Annotated in this window: 12 protein-coding genes and 1 pseudogene; 6 read left to right on the top strand and 7 right to left on the bottom strand. The window is 69.7% G+C overall.

Annotation, left to right across the window (positions count from 1 at the left end):
- Positions 1-146: 146 nt before the first annotated feature.
- The 3 genes from D7X12_RS28110 to D7X12_RS28100 all read left to right on the top strand — a co-directional run bounded on the left by D7X12_RS28110 (position 147) and on the right by D7X12_RS28100 (position 3,195).
- Entirely contained in the window at positions 147-623 is a 477-nt protein-coding gene (locus tag D7X12_RS28110; RefSeq protein ID WP_439329399.1) for a YqaA family protein, read from the top strand.
- A 174-nt stretch (positions 624-797) separates the two neighbouring features.
- Positions 798-2,519 (top strand): lamin tail domain-containing protein, encoded by a 1,722-nt coding sequence (locus D7X12_RS28105; protein ID WP_244224827.1) that lies wholly within the window; start codon positions 798-800, stop codon positions 2,517-2,519.
- Between the two features lie 55 nt (positions 2,520-2,574).
- Complete coding sequence (locus tag D7X12_RS28100; RefSeq protein ID WP_120628347.1) at positions 2,575-3,195, top strand: glutathione S-transferase family protein; 621 nt, start codon at positions 2,575-2,577, stop codon at positions 3,193-3,195.
- A 72-nt stretch (positions 3,196-3,267) separates the two neighbouring features.
- Here D7X12_RS28100 and D7X12_RS28095 read toward each other — a convergent pair whose 3' ends face one another.
- Complete coding sequence (locus D7X12_RS28095) at positions 3,268-4,833, bottom strand: S28 family serine protease (RefSeq protein ID WP_120628346.1); 1,566 nt, start codon at positions 4,831-4,833, stop codon at positions 3,268-3,270.
- A 145-nt stretch (positions 4,834-4,978) separates the two neighbouring features.
- On the opposite strand from D7X12_RS28095, the gene D7X12_RS28090 reads away from it, so the two are divergent.
- Entirely contained in the window at positions 4,979-7,150 is a 2,172-nt protein-coding gene (locus D7X12_RS28090) for a dipeptidyl-peptidase 3 family protein (RefSeq protein WP_120628345.1), read from the top strand.
- Positions 7,151-7,159: 9 nt separating this feature from the next.
- Here D7X12_RS28090 and D7X12_RS28085 read toward each other — a convergent pair whose 3' ends face one another.
- A complete protein-coding gene (locus D7X12_RS28085; RefSeq protein WP_120628344.1) occupies positions 7,160-8,335 on the bottom strand; it encodes an AI-2E family transporter in 1,176 nt (391 codons plus the stop codon).
- A gap of 140 nt (positions 8,336-8,475) precedes the next feature.
- Between D7X12_RS28085 and D7X12_RS28080 the strand changes: the two genes are divergently transcribed.
- Entirely contained in the window at positions 8,476-8,892 is a 417-nt protein-coding gene (locus D7X12_RS28080; protein WP_120628343.1) for a DoxX family protein, read from the top strand.
- A gap of 4 nt (positions 8,893-8,896) precedes the next feature.
- Here D7X12_RS28080 and D7X12_RS28075 read toward each other — a convergent pair whose 3' ends face one another.
- Complete coding sequence (locus D7X12_RS28075) at positions 8,897-10,165, bottom strand: threonine/serine exporter family protein (protein WP_244224826.1); 1,269 nt, start codon at positions 10,163-10,165, stop codon at positions 8,897-8,899.
- A 178-nt stretch (positions 10,166-10,343) separates the two neighbouring features.
- On the opposite strand from D7X12_RS28075, the gene D7X12_RS28070 reads away from it, so the two are divergent.
- Positions 10,344-11,153 carry a pseudouridine synthase gene (locus D7X12_RS28070; protein ID WP_120628341.1) on the top strand — a complete coding sequence of 270 codons (810 nt, stop codon included), beginning with the start codon at positions 10,344-10,346 and terminating at the stop codon, positions 11,151-11,153.
- Between the two features lie 83 nt (positions 11,154-11,236).
- Here the strand turns inward: D7X12_RS28070 and D7X12_RS28065 are convergent, their stop codons facing one another.
- The 4 genes and pseudogenes from D7X12_RS28065 to D7X12_RS28050 form a co-directional block, all read right to left on the bottom strand.
- Positions 11,237-11,443 carry a hypothetical protein gene (locus tag D7X12_RS28065; RefSeq protein WP_120628340.1) on the bottom strand — a complete coding sequence of 69 codons (207 nt, stop codon included), beginning with the start codon at positions 11,441-11,443 and terminating at the stop codon, positions 11,237-11,239.
- 105 nt (positions 11,444-11,548) lie between these two features.
- Positions 11,549-13,435, bottom strand: coding sequence for a serine/threonine protein kinase (locus D7X12_RS28060; protein WP_120628339.1), 1,887 nt, complete (start codon positions 13,433-13,435; stop codon positions 11,549-11,551).
- A 69-nt stretch (positions 13,436-13,504) separates the two neighbouring features.
- Positions 13,505-15,406: a serine/threonine protein kinase gene (locus tag D7X12_RS28055; protein ID WP_120628338.1), complete on the bottom strand. Its 1,902-nt coding sequence runs from the start codon at positions 15,404-15,406 to the stop codon at positions 13,505-13,507.
- Positions 15,407-15,514: 108 nt separating this feature from the next.
- Positions 15,515-16,283: pseudogene (locus tag D7X12_RS28050) on the bottom strand (hypothetical protein); the annotation flags it as partial.

Below are 16,283 nucleotides of genomic sequence, written 5' to 3'. Positions count from 1 at the left end.
CCCAGGGTGACGAAGAAGACGAACGGCACGGGGCGGGCGCCCACGAAGCCGCCGGCGATGACGAACGCGTCCCCCAGGATGGGCAGCAGGGGGCGCCACGGCGGACAAGACGAACGGCCCGGCGCGGGTGTAAGGCCGGACCTCCCATGCCCGTGCCCGAGCCGACCACGCTGTCCACCTGGGGTCTGCCCGGGATGTTCTTCGTCGCGATGCTCGCGGGCTCCGTGGTGCCGGTGCCCTCCGAGGCGATGCTCGCCGCGCTCATCTACAACGGCACCCCGCCGGTGACGGCCACCGTCACCGCCACCGTGGGCAACGTGCTGGGCGCGGTGACGCTCTACATCCTGGGGCAGTGGGTGTCGCGTGGCGGTGGCGGCGCCGTGGGACGCTGGTTCGCGCGGCGCCGGGAGAAGGAGGGCCCCCGCATGGCGCGCATCGAGGCGAACCTGCGCACCTGGGGCGCCCCCGCGCTCCTCATGTCCTGGCTGCCCATCCTGGGGGACGCGTTCGTCATCGCCGGCGGCTTCGTGGGCGTCCGCCCCGTGCCGTTCGTCTTCTTCGTCACCCTGGGCAAGGGCATCCGCTACGCCTTCGTCGCGCTGTCCACCACCGCCGCCATGTAACATTTTGAAATACGGGGGGCGCTTGACCTCCGGTTCACGCAACGTTTCGTCGTTTGTGACGGATTAACGCGCAGGGTTTCGTTTACGCGGAATACTGCGTGCGCGGCGCTGCCGCGACGTCCCAGACCCTTACGGCTCCTGGTTCTTCCGGGAGCAGGATGAAACATCGTGAGCCTGAAACAGAATCTCTCCCGGCGGCCTGCCGCCTCCTGGCGAACGTGGTCCTTCACGCTGCTGTGCGCGGCGCTGACCGCCTGCGGCGGGCCGGTGGAGTCCGAGGCGTCCGACGAGGCCTCTCCGGAGGTGGCCACGCGCGAGGACGGGTTGGCCAACGTGCGGCTGCGATTGATGGCGGCCAACCTGACCAGCGGCACCGGCCAGGACTACAACCCGGGCCACGGCATCCGCATCTTCCAGGGCACGGACGCCGACGTCGTGATGATCCAGGAGTTCAATTACCTGACGGACTCGGCGGCGGACCTCCGCACCTTCGTCAACACCGCGTTCGGCACGGGCTTCTCCTACTATCGCGAGGCAGGGGCGCAGATTCCCAACGGCATCATCAGCCGCTACCCCATCATCGCGGCCGGTGAGTGGGACGACACCCAGGTGTCCAACCGCGACTTCTCGTGGGCGCGCATCGACATCCCGGGCCCCAAGGACCTGTGGGCGGTGAGCGTGCACCTGCTGACGACGGGCTCCTCCGTCCGCAACACGGAGGCCACCAACCTGGTGCGCTTCATCAACACCAACGTGCCCGCCGGGGACTTCCTGGTCATTGGCGGCGACTTCAACACCGGCAGCCGCAGCGAGGCCTGCTTCAGCACCTTCTCCCAGGTGGTGTCCACGGCGTCGCCGTACCCGGCGGACCGCAATGGCAACACCAACACCAACGCGGGCCGCAACTCGCCCTATGACCACGTGCTGGTGGACAGCGACCTGCGCGCCTACCAGACGTCGGTCGTCATGGGCTCCAGCACCTTCGCCAACGGGCTGGTGGTGGACACGCGCGTGTACTCGCCCCTGTCGGACATCTCTCCCGCGCTGTCGGGTGACAGCGGCGCCTCCGGCATGCAGCACATGGGCGTCATCAAGGACTTCATCATCCCCGGGGACGGCACCAGCCCCAGCGCGTCGGTGACGGTGCTGTCGCCCAACGGCGGTGAGAGCTGGACGGGCGGCTCCGCGCGCACCATCAGCTGGACGTCTTCCGGCATCTCCAACGTGAAGGTGGAGTACTCGCTGAACGGCTCCACCTGGTCGTCCGTGACGGCGAGCACGGGCGCGTCCTCCGGCAGCGTGGCGTGGACGGTGCCCGGCAGTGCCAGCACCAACGCCTGGGTGCGGGTGAGCGACGCGAGCAACGCCGCCATCAACGACCTGAGCAATGGCGCCTTCTCCATCACCACCGGCGGTGGCGGCGGCACCGGTCAGGTGTTCATCAACGAGGTGCTGCTGAACGAGCCGGGCTCGGACGTCACGGGCGAGTTCGTGGAGCTGGTCAACACCGGCACCGCGGCGGTGGACCTGAGCGGCTGGTCGGTGTCGGACAGCGCGAGCGTGCGCCACACCTTCGCCAGCGGCACGTCCGTGGCGGCGGGCAAGGCGGTGGTGGTGTTCGGTGGCGCGGCGGGCATCCCGTCCGGCACGGTGGGCGCGGTGGCCGCATCCACGGGCACGCTGGGGCTGTCCAACAGCGGGGACACCGTCACGCTGAAGAACGCGTCGGGCACGGCGGTGGACACCGCCACCCTGGCGTCTTCGCTCGCGGGGACGGACGGCGTGTCCGCCAACCGCAGCCCGGATGCCAGCGCCAGCGGGAGCTTCACGCTGCACACGTCCGTGTCGGGCACGAGCAGCTCGCCCGGCAAGCGCGCCAGCGGCCTGGCGTTCTAGTCACGGCCGCGAGGGGGGCACTGCCTTCGTGCCCCTCTTGCGGTAAGCCTGTCCCATGCTGAAGGTCCATCACCTCAACGAATCGCGCTCCCAGCGCATCCTCTGGCTCCTGGAGGAGCTGGGGCTCGACTACGAAATCGTCCGCTACCAGCGCGACCCGAAGACGCGGCTGGCCCCGCCGGAGCTCAAGGCCGTGCATCCGTTGGGCAAGTCACCGGTGGTGGAGGACGACGGCCGCGTGCTGGCCGAGTCCGGCGCCATCGTGGAGACGCTCATCCGCCGCCACGGGAAGGGACGCCTTTCGCCCGCGCCCGAGGACCAGGACGCGTACACGCACTGGCTCCACTTCGCGGAGGGCTCCGCGATGCTGCCCATCATGCAGCTGCTCTACGTGCAGCGGCTGGGCGAGGCCGGCTCACCGCTGCGACCGCGCATCGACTCCGAGTTGAAGAACCACCTGGGCTACCTGGAGGGCGCGCTCCAGGGCCGTGAGTACCTGGTGGGCGCCACGCTCACGGGCGCGGACATCCAGAACAGCTTCGTGCTGGAGTCGGCGAAGGCGTTCCGGTTGCTCGGCGAGTACCCGAACCTGACGGCCTATCTCGACCGCCTGCACGCGCGCCCCGCGTACCAGCGCGCGGTGGAGAAGGGCGGCCCGTACGCCCTGGGCCGCTGAACGAAGCGCGGGCGCCGGTGCCGTCCTTCCGCAAACAACCGGGGACGGTACCGGGCCCTCGTCCGTGACAGCTCAGCGGTGCAGGCCCGTGCGCAACCGCGGCGGCAGGCGCGGCGCGAAGGTGGGCGGCTCCTCCGCGAGCGAGACCTTCGGCGAGCGCTTCAGCGGGGCGATGCCCATCCACCGGTGGATGTGGGCCTTCGCCGCGGCCTGCACGTCCGGCGGGAGCTGGCTGATGCGGGAGCCGTGGTTGCCGCCCTCCACCGTGTAGAGGAACGAGTCCTGCGCGTTGCCCAGCACGTAGGCCGCCGACGTCCACGGATCCAGGCTGCCGTAGATGAACATCAGGCGCTCGCCGTGGACGGAGACCCAGTCCTGGATGTCCGGCATGGCCTCCGGCCGGAAGACGAACGGGATGCCGGGCGGCGAGTACACGTCGCCGGTGTCGGTGCCCGGGTGCTGGATGAGCGCGCCCAGGTGCGCCTCGTACGGCTGGGGCCAGCCCAGCTCCAGCGCCGCCTGGTAGAAGTAGGCGTCGTAGCCCGCGAGGCCCTTGTCGGAGAAGCTGTCCAGGCCCACCTCGTAGTCCATCGCGGCGAAGAGCACCTCGTCCGTGGCGGTGGGCTCCGGGATGCTCTGGGTGCAGCGCGACGGGACGTCGTACTGCCAGAAGCCGAAGTAGGTCTCGATGACCGCGTGCTCCAGCGCCCGCTCGAAGCCGAGCCGCGTGAACGTCAGCTCCTGCTGTTCGGCGTAGGCGCGGTACAGCGCGAGCATGTTCTCCCGGCGAGAGAGCACCTCGCGCTGGAAGGCCCACAGCCGCTCGCGGCAGGCCGCCTGCGCGTCACCGCCGACCACCGCCTGGAAGGCCGGGAAGCGCTCGTCGTCGCGGCGGGCGAGGGGCGCTACGTACGCGACGGTGGCGTCCACGTCGTTCGGGTAGTAGCGGCGGAAGAACACCACCGTCTCGCCGCCCTTGCTGGCGCCCGTGGACACCCACTTGCCGGTGTAGATGGCCTTGAGCGCCTGGGTGAGGCGGTGGAAGTCGTCCGCGGACTGGCGGAGGGTGAGGTGGCTCCAGTCCGCCGGTGACGGGATGCTGGGCGGGAAGAAGCGATGCTCCACCGACAGCTGGTTCGCGCCCAGCAGCTGCGTGAGCTCCGCGCGACTGGGATTGACGGAGACGCCGTAGCCTCCCGTGGAGAGCACCAGGGGCCTGGTGTCCGCCGCGTGCAGCAGCGTCACGCGCTGTTCGAAGCGCTGGCACTCCGGATGCGCGTGGTCCTGCGGCTGGTTGAACGTCATGATGAAGAAGCGGTAGCCGGCGGGGACCCTCGCGCCGTTGGGGTTCTCCTTCACGGTGAGCCCGGGGATGGCGCTCAGCCGGACCAGGATGTCCTGGGACGTGTCGGTGATGACGCCCACGTCCGCCGTCCCCGCGTCCCAGCCGCTCGGGGTGCACGCCACGCCGGCGTCCGAGCCCGCGTCCTCCGTGCCCGCGTCCTCCGTGCCCGCGTCCAGGACCTGCGTGCCGCTGTCGGGCGTCGTGTCGGGCTCATCGCCACAGGCCACCGGGCCTGGCAGTGTGAGGATGGGAAGCAGCAGCAACAGGTAGGGGAAGCGGGCCGCGCGAGCCATGGGTCTCCCTGGGAAGGGCGCCCAGTCTAGGCCACGGCCCCAACGGTCCGCTCTGTCCTGCGGGGAGGGCCCACGACCGCGCGCGGCTTGAGTCCACCCCGCGTGCGCGATAGCCACGTTCCGTCACGTCTCCCTGGAGCCCTCCATGAAGCCCCTGCTGCTGGCCGCCCTCCTCGCCGCCGCGCCCTCCACCCCGCCGCCGGCCCCCGCGCCCGCCCAGGCGGCGCAGCCCAGCCTCACCGTGCCCGGGGGGAAGTTCCTCCGCGCCCGCTCCGGCAACACCGCCGTCGCCCAGATGTTCGCGCCCGGCGTCGCGGAGCTCACCGCGGCGGAGAAGCGCGTGGCGTGGTCGCTGACCCTCGCGGCGCACGCGGGTGAGGACATCGCGTACGACCAGCTCGGCTGGAAGCTGGTGCCGGCGAAGCGGCTGCTCGAAGGCGCGTGGCTCTTCGGCCGGGATGCCCAGAGCGGCGCGTCCGGCTTCGACGCGAAGCTCGCGGACTACCTGCTGCGCTTCTACGGCCACGGTGGCAACCACGACAGCACCACCGGCCAGAAGTTCGTCCCGGGCTTCACCGCCGAACAGCTCGGCGCCGCCGCCCTGCGCGCCCTGAAGGCCGGCGCTCCGTACCCGGTGAAGGACGAGGCCGCGCTCCAGGCCTGGCTCCAGGACTTGCGGCCCACGCTCTTCGACGCGGCGTTCGAACCGCAGCTCACCTCCAAGGCCCCGCCGCCCGGACAGGACCTGCTTACCGCGTCCTCCAACACCGCCTACGGACCGGGCGTGACGCAGAAGGACCTGGCGGGCTTCCAGGAGAAGTATCCGCTCAACTCGCGCGTGGTGAAGGAGAACGGGAAGCTGGTGGAGCAGGTGTTCCGCGCCGGCACGCCGGACGGCAAGGTGAAGCCGGGGCTGTATGCCCAGGAGCTGTCGCGCGTCATCGCGCACCTCCAGGAGGCGATGAAGTCCGCGGAGCCCGCGCACCGCGCCGCGCTGGGCAAGCTGGTGCGCTACTTCCAGACGGGCAGCCCGAAGGACTGGGACGCGTACAACATCGCGTGGCTCAAGGTGGATCCAAAGGTGGACGCCACCATCGGCTTCGTCGAGACGTACGTGGACCCTCGCGGCCACAAGGGGCAGTGGGAGGCGTTGATCAACTACCGCGACACGAAGGAGAACCAGATCATGGAACTCATGGGTCGCAAGGCCCAGTACTTCGAGGACCGGGTGCCCTGGCCCGCGCAGTACCGCCGCAAGAAGGTCGCGCTGCCGGTGGCCAAGGCCATCAACCTCATCACGTCCTATCCGCAGCCGCCCGCGGGCATCAACCTGCCCAACGAGCAGCACATCCGTGAGAAGTACGGCAGCAAGAGCGTGATGGTGACCAACGTGATGGAGGCCGCCTCCGCCGTCACGCGGCTGCCCCTGGCGCTGGAGTTCTCCCGCACGGCCGGGGACCGCGAAGCGGCGCAGCGCTACTCCGTCACCGCGCGCAAGTGGCTGGTGGCCTTCCATGAGGTGCTGGGCCACGCCTCCGGACAGGTGGACGCGAAGCTCAAGGGCCAGGCCCCGTCCGTGTTCCTCAAGGAGTACGACAACACGCTGGAGGAGGCCCGCGCGGACCTGGTCGCGCTGTGGCACGCCTTCGACCCGGCGCTCGCGGAGCTGTCGCCGGACCACGACGCCATCGCGAAGCAGATGTACCGGGACTTCCTGGTGGAGGGGCTCACCAACCTGCGCCGGGTGGAGACGGGCAACGCGTTCGAGGAGGACCACCAGCGCGGCCACCACATGACGGTGACGTTCCTGGAGGAGAAGGGCGTCGTGAAGTCCGTCGTGGAGAACGGCCGCACGTACCTCACCATCCCGGACTACGCGAAGATGCGCGAGGCGGTGGGCGAGCTGCTGTCGCGCCTGATGGTCATCAAGGCCACCGGCGACTACGAGGGCATCCGCGCCCTGGTGCAGGAGAAGGGCATCCACTTCGACCCGAAGCTGCGCGACGAGGTCGCCCGCCGCGTGAAGGCCGTGGATGTGCCCACGGTGCTGCTGCTCAACTCGCCGCGCGTGGTGCCGGTGCTGGATTCGAAGGGGCAGGTGGTGGACCTGAAGGAGGACTCCACCCAGGCCTTCGTGGATCAGCACCTGGAGCGCAGCCTGCTGGGACGGCTGTCGCCCGTGGAGGCCCGGCGCGTCGCGGTGAAGCTCGCCGGTTCGCCGGACGCGCTGCGCGAGGCCTTCCGCGCGCTGGGCGCCGAAACGACTTCGGCGCCGCCCGCCACGAAGGGGGCCGCGCCGAAGAAGCCCGCGCCCTGAAGGAGTGGGTCAGTGCTGGGGCGTGTCCTTGTCGGTGAGCGGTTGTCCCGACGCCGACGTGAGCACGACGCCGCCGGTGGAGGGATCCGCCGGCGGGCCGCCCGGCGTCACCGGGTCGCCCGGGCGCGCGTTGGGCCGCCCGTAGTCGCGCTCGTAGATGCGCACCACGGAGAGGAAGAAGGCGACAATCAGCGGCCCCAGCAGCAGGCCCACCGTGCCGAACGCCGCGAGGCCGCCGAGCAGCGCGAAGAAGATGACGGCGCCGTGCTGGTTCATGCCCTTCTTGGCCAGCAGCGGCTTGACGACGTTGTCCACCAGGCCCACCACCACCACGCCCCAGACGGCGAGGAAGAGGGCCGCCCACGGGTGGCCGCTGAGGAACATCAGGCCGGAGGCGAGCAGCACCACCACCGCCGCGCCCACTGCGGGGATGAGGGCGAAGAAGAAGGTGAGGCCCGCGAAGAACAGCGGCGCTGGCACGCCGACAATCAGGAAGCCCACCAGCGCGGCCGCGGCCTGGACGCCCGCGGTGGCCACGGTGGACACCAGCACCGACACCGACGTGCTCCGGAACTCGCGCAGCAGCTCCTTCGTCTGCCCGCGCCGCAGCGGCGACACGCTTTCAATCCACTGCACCAGCCGCTCGCCGTCGGTGAGGAAGAAGAAGAGGGCGATGAGCATCATCGTCGTCTGGAGCAGCAGCGAGCCCGTGGCGGCGACCGCGCCCGTCACGGCCCGTGCCGCCGTGCCGCCCTGGTTCGTGACCTGCTCCTGGACCTTCTTGTCCAACTGCTCCTGCTCCAGCGGGAGCCGTTCGATGAGCGAGTTGACCGGCCCCCGGAGGCCGCTGGGCAGCTTCCCCACGAGGCCGTCCATGCCGTCCTTCTGCACCGTCTGACTCACGAAGCGTGCGCCCTCGGACACCTCCGCGACGACGAAGGCGGTGAGGCCTCCCAGGGGCAGCAGCAGCGCCAGCAAGATGCCCGTGACGATGATGCCGGCGGACACGCTGCCGTGGCCCCGCAGCCGGCGCTTCAGGCTCCGGTGCAGGCCATGGAAGGTCCCGGCCAGCACCGCCGCCAGGAAGAACGCCTCCCCGAACGGCCGGATGACCAGCCCCAGCAGGAGGATGGACAGCAGGATGAGACCGACGAAGACGCGGCGAGCAACCTGATCAGAGGCCATGGCCTCCCAAAGTTAAGGTGCCTGCCCTTTCGGCGCGAGTCCGCTCGGTTGGAATGTCGTAGAAAGAATTCCCGGTGGTTCGCCCGCCTGCCTGCTTGCTTTCCTTGGGGGTGGCGCAGGGGACGGTAGAGTGCGCCCCCATGCCGCCCTTCGACTCCGCCCGCTTCACCCTCTGGCTTCCCCAACTGCTGTGCGCCGCCTTCCTGGCCATCCTCTTCCTGCAGTCCGGCCTGGACAAGGTCGTGGACTGGAAGGGGAACCTGGGGTGGCTGACGGGCCACTTCGCCAAGTCGCCCCTGAAGGGGGTGGTGGCGCCCATGCTGGCCGTCATCACGCTGCTGGAGCTGGCGGCGGGCGCGCTGAGCGCGGCGGGCGTGGTGGCGCTGCTGCTCAACGGCAACCCGTTGCTGGGCTACCTGGGCGCGGTGCTGTCGGCGGTGTCGCTGCTGGGGCTGTTCTTCGGCCAGCGCATGGCGAAGGAGTACGCCGGGGCGGCGGTGCTGGTGCCGTACTTCGTCGTGGCGCTCGCGGGCGTGTACCTGCTGCGCCTGAGCTGAGCCTTCAGAGCACCTTGCGCGGGGGCATGATGGCGTTGGCGGACAGCAGGCCCGCCGCCAGCGCTACCGCGACGAGCAGCATGGAGAAGGCGGTGTCCACGCCAGCCACCACGTCGCGCTCCAGGAGCGACGCGAGGCTGCGGAAGCCCACGCTGCCAGGGACGAGCAGCATCAGGCCCGGCACCACGGTGGTGACGGACGGCCGGTTGCGAAGCCGCGCCAGCGCGTTGCTGCCGATGCCCAGCAGCAGCGCCCCCACGAAGGCCCCCAGCTGCGGCCCCAGGAGGAGCGTCCCCAGCCGGGCGCCTCCGAACGCGGCGGCGCCCGCCAGGGCAATCCACCCCCAGTCCTGGGGCCGGGCACGGAACAGCACCGCGATGGCGAACCCTGCGACGACGAGCGCGACGACGGCGGTGCTGGTGGGCAGCACCGCGGGCAGGGGCCCCACGGGCATGGGCGGCAGCACCGTGGCCACGCGGCTGCCCAGGGCCGCGCCGAAGCCCAACTGGAGGAACACCAGCGCCGCGTGGGTGAGGCGCGAGGTGCCGGAGATGAGGTTGCGAGTGGCCACCTCGTTGACGGCGATGGTGAGCGTGAGGCCCGGCAAGAGGACGATGAGTCCCGCGAGCGTGGCGACCTCGCCGTGCAGGGGGCCGAGGAAGTGCGCGGCGAGGCCCGCGAACGCGGCGGAGAGCACGGCCGCCACGGGCTCCAGCACGCGCGCGGTGGTGGGCTGCTTGCGGGTGGCCAGGTCCAGCAGGCCGATGGTGAGGCTGCTGAAGCCCGCGACGCCCATCTCCTTCCAGCCGCCGCCGAAGAGGATGGCCGCGGACGCACCGGCCAGCATCCAGCAGAGCAGTTGCAGGGCCGGGCCGTAGCGAGGCGGGCGGGCGAGGATGGCCTCCACGTGGGTCGCGCCCAGCGAGGGCGTGATGCGCCCCTGGATGACGTCGTCCGCGAGCACGTCCAGGAGGATGAGGCGCTCCAGGTCCATGTTCCCGGGCTCCACGCGGATGAGGCTGGTGCGCAGGTCCTCGGGCGGACCGAAGGACGCGAAGATGGAGGTGGGGGTGGAGAAGAAGCGGGCCTCCAGGCCCAGCCGCTCGCTCACCCGCTGCATCAGTCCCTCCAGGCGGTGCGCGGGCGTGCCGTGCTGGTGCAGGGCGTGGCCCAGGCGCAGCACGAAGGCCACCGCCGGGCCAGGAGGGGGCGGCGCGAGCGCGGCGAGGAGCTCGGGCGGGGCTTCGGCGGAGTCGAGGGGACGCGTGGACACGGGCGGTCGCGCACATGCGCAGAGCCACCCGGGGGAGTCAAACAGCGCGGGGGCGCACCGCAAGCCCTCCTGTTCGCCCCCATGTCCCCAGGTCCCCGTGGACATGGGAGCTCGGGGGGAAGCTCCGGGGACGCTCCGGGGAAGCCCCGGGAGGCACGCATCTGATACAGCGGGGTGCATGGCGCGCAAGCAACGGACACCGCGATGGTTGGAGGCCGCGAGGCGGCGGGGGCCCGGCGTGCCCGAGGACGCCCGGGACTGGCTGACCCGAGCGCTGGGCCGCTCTGGCGTCCTGCCTCGGACTGAAGCGGAGCAGGCCATCCGCGACGGCCGCGTGGAGGTGGACGGCCGCGTGGAGGTGGACCCGTTCGCGCCGGTGAGCGCACGGACGCGCGTGCGCGTGGACGGCGTGGAGCACGCGCTGACGGCGCGGGTGTGGGCGCTGATGTTCCACAAGCCCGTGGGGCCGGTGGTGCACGGCTCGGATCCCGAAGGCGTGGGCACCGTCTTCGAGCGGCTGCGCGCGGTGCTGCCGCCGGAGCTGAAGGGCTACGAGTGGTACGCCGTGGGCCGGTTGGACCGAGACACCACGGGACTGCTGCTCTTCAGCAATGACGAACACCTGGTGCGGCACGCGACGGCGCCGGAGACGCACCTGCCCAAGCGCTACGTGGCGCGCGTGGAGGGAGCGCCCACGGAGCAGACGCTGGGCCGCCTGCGGATGGGGCTGGAGCTGGAGGACGGGCCTACGCGGTTGGCGGGCGCGGCGCTGCGGGAGCCGGACGTCGTCGTGCTCACGCTCACCGAGGGGCGACACCACCAGGTGAAGCGGATGCTCGAAGCGGTGGGGCACCCGGTGCTCACGCTGCATCGCGAGGCGGTGGGGGAGGTGGTGCTCGACGTGGCGGAGGGGACCTTCCGGACGCTCACGGAGCAGGAGGTGTCGGAGGGGCTGGGGTTCCGGCCGGATGAGGTGGACCCCTCGTAGGTGCCGGGCCCGCACGAGCGCCCCGAACCGCGCAGGGGCGGACCGGGGCGGCGTGTCTGGGATTCGGCTTCAGCGAATGGGCATCAGAGTTCGATGCAGATGTTCCGCACGCAGCAGTTCCAACAGACGGTGTGGCTCTGACCCCCCGCTGTACACTCGGACACGCAGCGCGCCATCTCCTCCGTGATGCCCTGCACGGGCGCGCCCTTCGCGGTGGATGCGCTCGCGGTTGCCCCTCCCATTGCCAGTCCAAACAGGAACACGGTCGTGGTGATCAGCTTCCTCTTCATCTGGGGGATCCTTTGGAAGTGCGCCCCGGGTTGAGCGCAGCGCCATTATAACCCAGGCAAGAATGTCTTTCCATCCGGGCCGGGAAAGACATTCAGGTTGGAAGTTTACGGGGACTTGGATTCGGCCTGCTTCGAGAGTATGTCGAGTACACGTGCGCGTTTGATGTGGTCAGGGGGAGCGAGCATGAGGAAATTATTGTAGTGCTGCTCGCTTTCGCGGTGGTTTTTGAGCCTGCCGTGGACGACGCCGAGTATGAGCTGGCACTCCGCCAATTTGGGAAGGGCCGCCGCACAATCATTGGCCAGCTGAAGCGCTCCTTCCATGTCCTTGGACCTGAGCAGTCCTTGAACTCTCATTTGGACATCCAGGATATTTGCCTCCGTGATGTCCAGCTCACCCGCGCTCTTTCTGGCAGTGCTTGGAGGGGGGCGCTCAGCGAAGAAGTTCTCGTTGACCTGCCGCTTCAGGAGCCGGCAGTCCTCATTGTTCGGATACAATTCCTCGCAATGATTGCTGTGGTACACGGCGTCCGCCGCCTGATTCCTGCGAATGGCGCTAGCGACAGCGTCCTTCATCTTCTTGACCGCCGCGGCCTCCTTCTCTGAGACGGGCGGCGGTTCGCTCGCGACGTTGCGGATGGGATCCGCTGAGGCGGTCTTTTCCGGCTCGGGCGTGACGGGCGGGCTCGTGGGGGGTGGCGGAGGCGAAGGCTCCACGACCGCCACGGACGGCCGGATGGGCGTGGGAGGCGGAGCCCCGGTGAAGGGCTGGGACGCAGGGGAATCCAGCAGGAGCCAGAGGCACGCTCCCACGGTCAGCAACCCTCCCGCGCTCAGTCCATACACCATCTGGCGCGACATGCCGGACGGGGCCGCGAGCGCACGGGGCTCGGTCGTCTCGGTGATGGAGGGTCTGGCGACTCGGGTGACACGCCGGGTGGGCTGCCGCTCCACCGGGGCCAGCGCGGCGGGTTCAGCCGTCGCCGTCTGCTCGCGCCACGACTTCATCTCCTCCAGGAATGAGCCCGGAACCGGCAGCTCACGGCCCTCCTGCACCAGGTCTCCCCGGAACAGCACCCGCAACAGGTGCGCGATGCTCATCGCGGAGAAGCGCGGGAAGTTCGAATAGAGAAACCCCGCCAGCGCATCTCCGAATGCATGGCTGGATTCAAAGCGCTGGTTCCGGTCCGGAGTCAGCGCCTTCATCACGATGTCATTCAGTTCCTTCGGCAGCTCGGGCCGGAGCACGACAGGCGCGGGGATCTCGCCGCGTCCCAGCCGCATCATCACGACGTGGGGCGGGCCCTCCACCGGCAGCCGGCCGCACAGCAATTCATACAGCACGACGCCCGTGGCCCAGACGTCGGTGCGCGCATCGACTTCCTCTCCGCGCGCCTGCTCCGGGGAGAAGAAGAGGTACTTGCCCTTCACCACGCCCGGCGCCGTCTTGAAACCTCGCAAGAGCTGCGCCTTGGCGATGCCGAAGTCGACGATCTTGATCTGCCCCTCGTAGCCCAGCAGCACGTTGTCCGGAGAGATGTCGCGGTGGACGATGCCCAGCGGCGCGCCGCTGCCGTTGATCCGGGTGTGCGCGTAGTGCAGGCCCCGGCACATCTCCATCGCGATGAAGACGGCGACCGGGGTGGGCAGGGCCGCCATGCCAGTCTTCAGGGCCCGTTTGAGGACGCGGTGGAGCGGCTGGCCGTCCACGAACTCCATCGCGAGGAAGTACTCACCATCCACGCGGCCGAAGTCGAAGACCTGGGCGACGTTGCCATGGGAGAGCGTGGCGGAGATGCGTGCCTCGCTGATGAACATGGAGATGAAGGCCTCGTCGTTGGCGTACTCGGGCAGCACCTTCTTGATGAGGACGGGCTTCGTCACCCCCGCGTCGCCTACGAGCTGGGCGCGCCACGTCTCCGCCATGCCGCCCCGGCCCAGCCAGGACACCAGCTCATACCGCCCGAAAACGTCGCCTGTTTGCAGTGCCATCGCCCTGACAGCTTAAGCCCGGATGTCAGGAGGGACCGAGTAGGCGACGTGCGAGTGGATGGAAACTGTTCACCTGGCATTGCCGAGCAGCGCGACGATTTCCGCCCGCCGGGGATGATCCGCTGGGGCGAGCGCTAGAAATTTCTCGTAGTGCTGGGTGCTCTCCCGGGGGTGGTTGAGCTTCCCATGCACCAGTCCGAGCATCAGCTGGCACTCCGGCATGGTGGGGTGGCTCTTCGCGCAGTCATTGGCCACCTCCAGCGCGGAGTCGTATTGCCGGGTCTGGACCAGGCCGGAGACCTTGAGCTGGAACTCCTGCTGCTTGAGTTTGACCAGCTGGGAGACCTTCTGCTGCGCCTCCTGGCCCTTGGACTTGATCAGGCCGAAGACGCTCTGCTTCGTCTCGGGTTGAATGGCCTCGACTGGCTCCGGGGCGCTCGGAGCCGTCTCCTGGAGGTTGCTGGCCGCGACGGCGACAGGGACTTCGGGCACGGGCTCCACGGGAGGCTCGGCAGCCTGGGCGCGTTGCGAGGACTTCGAAACGCGGCCTGTCTTCGCGGTGGCCTTCCTGCCGGGAGGCGCTGGCTTCTCGACCTCTGGCTCCTCGGCGGGCTCGGTCGGGACCGCGGCCACCAGTTCCTCCTGCACCGTCGGGCTCGGACTCGGAGGCACTGACGCGGGCGTCTCCACGGCCACCACGGTGCGGGCGGGAGTGGGAGGAGGGGCTTCGGTGACGGCCGGGTGTGAAGGTGAGCCCAGCAGGAACCAGAGGCCCGCCCCCACCGCGACCAGTCCTCCCGCGCCCAGGCCGTACAACATCCGGCGTGAGGGCGGGTTCGGCAGCGCGGGAGGATCCGGCTCCGTCGTGTCCGTGAGGGCGGTGTTGGGAGGCTTCGCGGCCCGGGCGATGCGCCGGGTCTGGACTCCCTCCGGGGCCGCCGGTGCCACGGGCTCCGGCACCACGCTGCTCACACCCCAGGACTTCATCTCCTCCTGGAAGGTCCCCGGCACCGCCAGCTGCCGTCCCGACTGCACCAGGTCCTTGCGGAACAGCACCCGCAGCAGGTGCGCGACGCTCAGTGACGAGAAGCGCGGGTAGTTCGAATACAGGAACCCCGCCAGCGCCTCACCAAAGGCATGACTGGATTCAAAGCGCTGGTCCCGGTCCGGGGTCAACGCCTTCATCACGATGTCATTCAATTCCTTCGGCAGGTCCGGCCGCAGCAGATTGAGCGCGGGAACCTCACCTCGCGCCACCCGGCTCATCACGACCTGGGGGGCTCCATCCACCGGGAGCCGGCCGCACAGCAACTCATACAGCACGACGCCCGTGGCCCAGACGTCCGTGCGGGCATCGACTTCCTCTCCGCGCGCCTGCTCCGGGGAGAAGAAGAGGTATTTGCCCTTCACCACCCCAGGCTCCGTCCTGACGCCTCGCAGGAGCTTCGCCTTGGCGATGCCGAAGTCGACGATCTTGATCTGGCCTTCGTAGCCAACGAGGACGTTGTCCGGAGAGATGTCGCGGTGGACGATGTCCAACGGTGTGCCGCTGCCGTCCGTGCGCGTGTGCGCGTAGTGCAGGCCCCGGCACATCTCCATCGCGATGAAGACGGCGACCGGGGTGGGCAGCGCGGCCATGCCACTCTTCATCGCCCGCTTGAGGACGCGGTGCAGCGGCTGCCCATCCACGAACTCCATCGCGAGGAAGTACTCGCCATCCACCCGCCCGAAGTCGAAGACCTGCGCGACGTTGCCATGGGAGAGCGTGGCGGAGATGCGCGCCTCGCTGATGAACATGGAGATGAAGGCTTCGTCGTCGGCGTACTCGGGGAGGACCTTCTTGATGAGGACCGACTTGGTCACGCCCGCGGCGCCCATGAGCTGCGCGCGCCACGTCTCCGCCATGCCGCCCCGGCCCAACCAGGACACCAGCTCATACCGCCCGAAAGTGTCTCCGGCTTGCAATCCCATAGGGCGCGCACTCTAGCCCGATTGCAGGGAACTCCGAATGTCCGGGGTCCACTCGCCTGCAGGCCCGCCAGGAGAGGCGGGTGCGTCGACGCATTGCTTCATCGCGGATCAGTTCCGCGACGTGGCCATCTTGTTCTCGATCATCTTCTTCAAGACGGTGGAGCGCTTGGGATGGTCCGTGGGCGCGAGCAGCAGGAACCGCTCATAGCTCTGCGTGCTCTCCTGGAACTGCTCCTGCTTCGCCTGGACGGCGCCCAGCAACATGAAGCATTCGGGCTCGCGGGGGAGCCGCGTCGTGCATTGCGTGGCCACGCTGAGGGCCTCCCCCCAGCGCTCCTGCATCATGAACCGCAGGGTCGTGCTCCGCAGGGAGTCCAGCTCCGGGTCGGTGCCGTTGACGGGGCGCGGGGCGCCACCGGGCTGCACCGTCGGAGTGGGCTCGCTGCGTCGAGGTGCCTGCGGCAGGGCCTTCAGTCGCTCCGAGACGGCGCTCCTCCGGGGATCCGTGGGCTGGGTGAGCTCCAGGAAGGCCCGGTAGTTGAGCGCGCTCTTGTCGAAGGACCGGAGCCGCTCGTAGGTCAGGCCCGCCGTCAGCCGGCAGTCCGCGTTGCGGGGCAGGGCGTCCACGCAGGTCTGGACGAGCCTCGCGGCCTGCGTCAGTTCCTTGCTCTTGCTCAGGCGGTCCACCTCCACCATCAGCCGAGCCAGGCGCGCCTCGTCCCAGTTGTCGGCGGGGGCAGGCGGCCGGGGCGGCAGTGTTGGCGGTGTCGCTGGCGGCTTCGGGGGCGTCGGTGTCGGTGTCGGAGGCGTAGGAGGTCGCGGCTCCGTCGCGGGGACGGGCTCGACTCGCACGATGGGCCTGGGCGGGAGGGGGCCC

It is taken from the genome of Corallococcus sicarius (assembly GCF_003611735.1).
Lineage (GTDB): Bacteria > Myxococcota > Myxococcia > Myxococcales > Myxococcaceae > Corallococcus > Corallococcus sicarius.
Note: the sequence above shows the minus strand (reverse complement) of the source record. Positions and strands in the feature narration are given on the sequence as shown.

What these genes read in the sequence shown, in the direction of transcription:
- D7X12_RS28110 (WP_439329399.1), top strand. Translation starts at nt 147, where the DNA reads ATGCCCGTGCCCGAGCCGACCACGCTGTCCACCTGGGGTCTGCCCGGG.
- D7X12_RS28100 (WP_120628347.1), top strand. Translation starts at nt 2,575, where the DNA reads ATGCTGAAGGTCCATCACCTCAACGAATCGCGCTCCCAGCGCATCCTC.
- D7X12_RS28095 (WP_120628346.1), bottom strand. Translation starts at nt 4,833, where the DNA reads ATGGCTCGCGCGGCCCGCTTCCCCTACCTGTTGCTGCTGCTTCCCATC.
- D7X12_RS28090 (WP_120628345.1), top strand. Translation starts at nt 4,979, where the DNA reads ATGAAGCCCCTGCTGCTGGCCGCCCTCCTCGCCGCCGCGCCCTCCACC.
- D7X12_RS28085 (WP_120628344.1), bottom strand. Translation starts at nt 8,335, where the DNA reads ATGGCCTCTGATCAGGTTGCTCGCCGCGTCTTCGTCGGTCTCATCCTG.
- D7X12_RS28080 (WP_120628343.1), top strand. Translation starts at nt 8,476, where the DNA reads ATGCCGCCCTTCGACTCCGCCCGCTTCACCCTCTGGCTTCCCCAACTG.
- D7X12_RS28070 (WP_120628341.1), top strand. Translation starts at nt 10,344, where the DNA reads ATGGCGCGCAAGCAACGGACACCGCGATGGTTGGAGGCCGCGAGGCGG.
- D7X12_RS28065 (WP_120628340.1), bottom strand. Translation starts at nt 11,443, where the DNA reads ATGAAGAGGAAGCTGATCACCACGACCGTGTTCCTGTTTGGACTGGCA.
- D7X12_RS28060 (WP_120628339.1), bottom strand. Translation starts at nt 13,435, where the DNA reads ATGGCACTGCAAACAGGCGACGTTTTCGGGCGGTATGAGCTGGTGTCC.
- D7X12_RS28055 (WP_120628338.1), bottom strand. Translation starts at nt 15,406, where the DNA reads ATGGGATTGCAAGCCGGAGACACTTTCGGGCGGTATGAGCTGGTGTCC.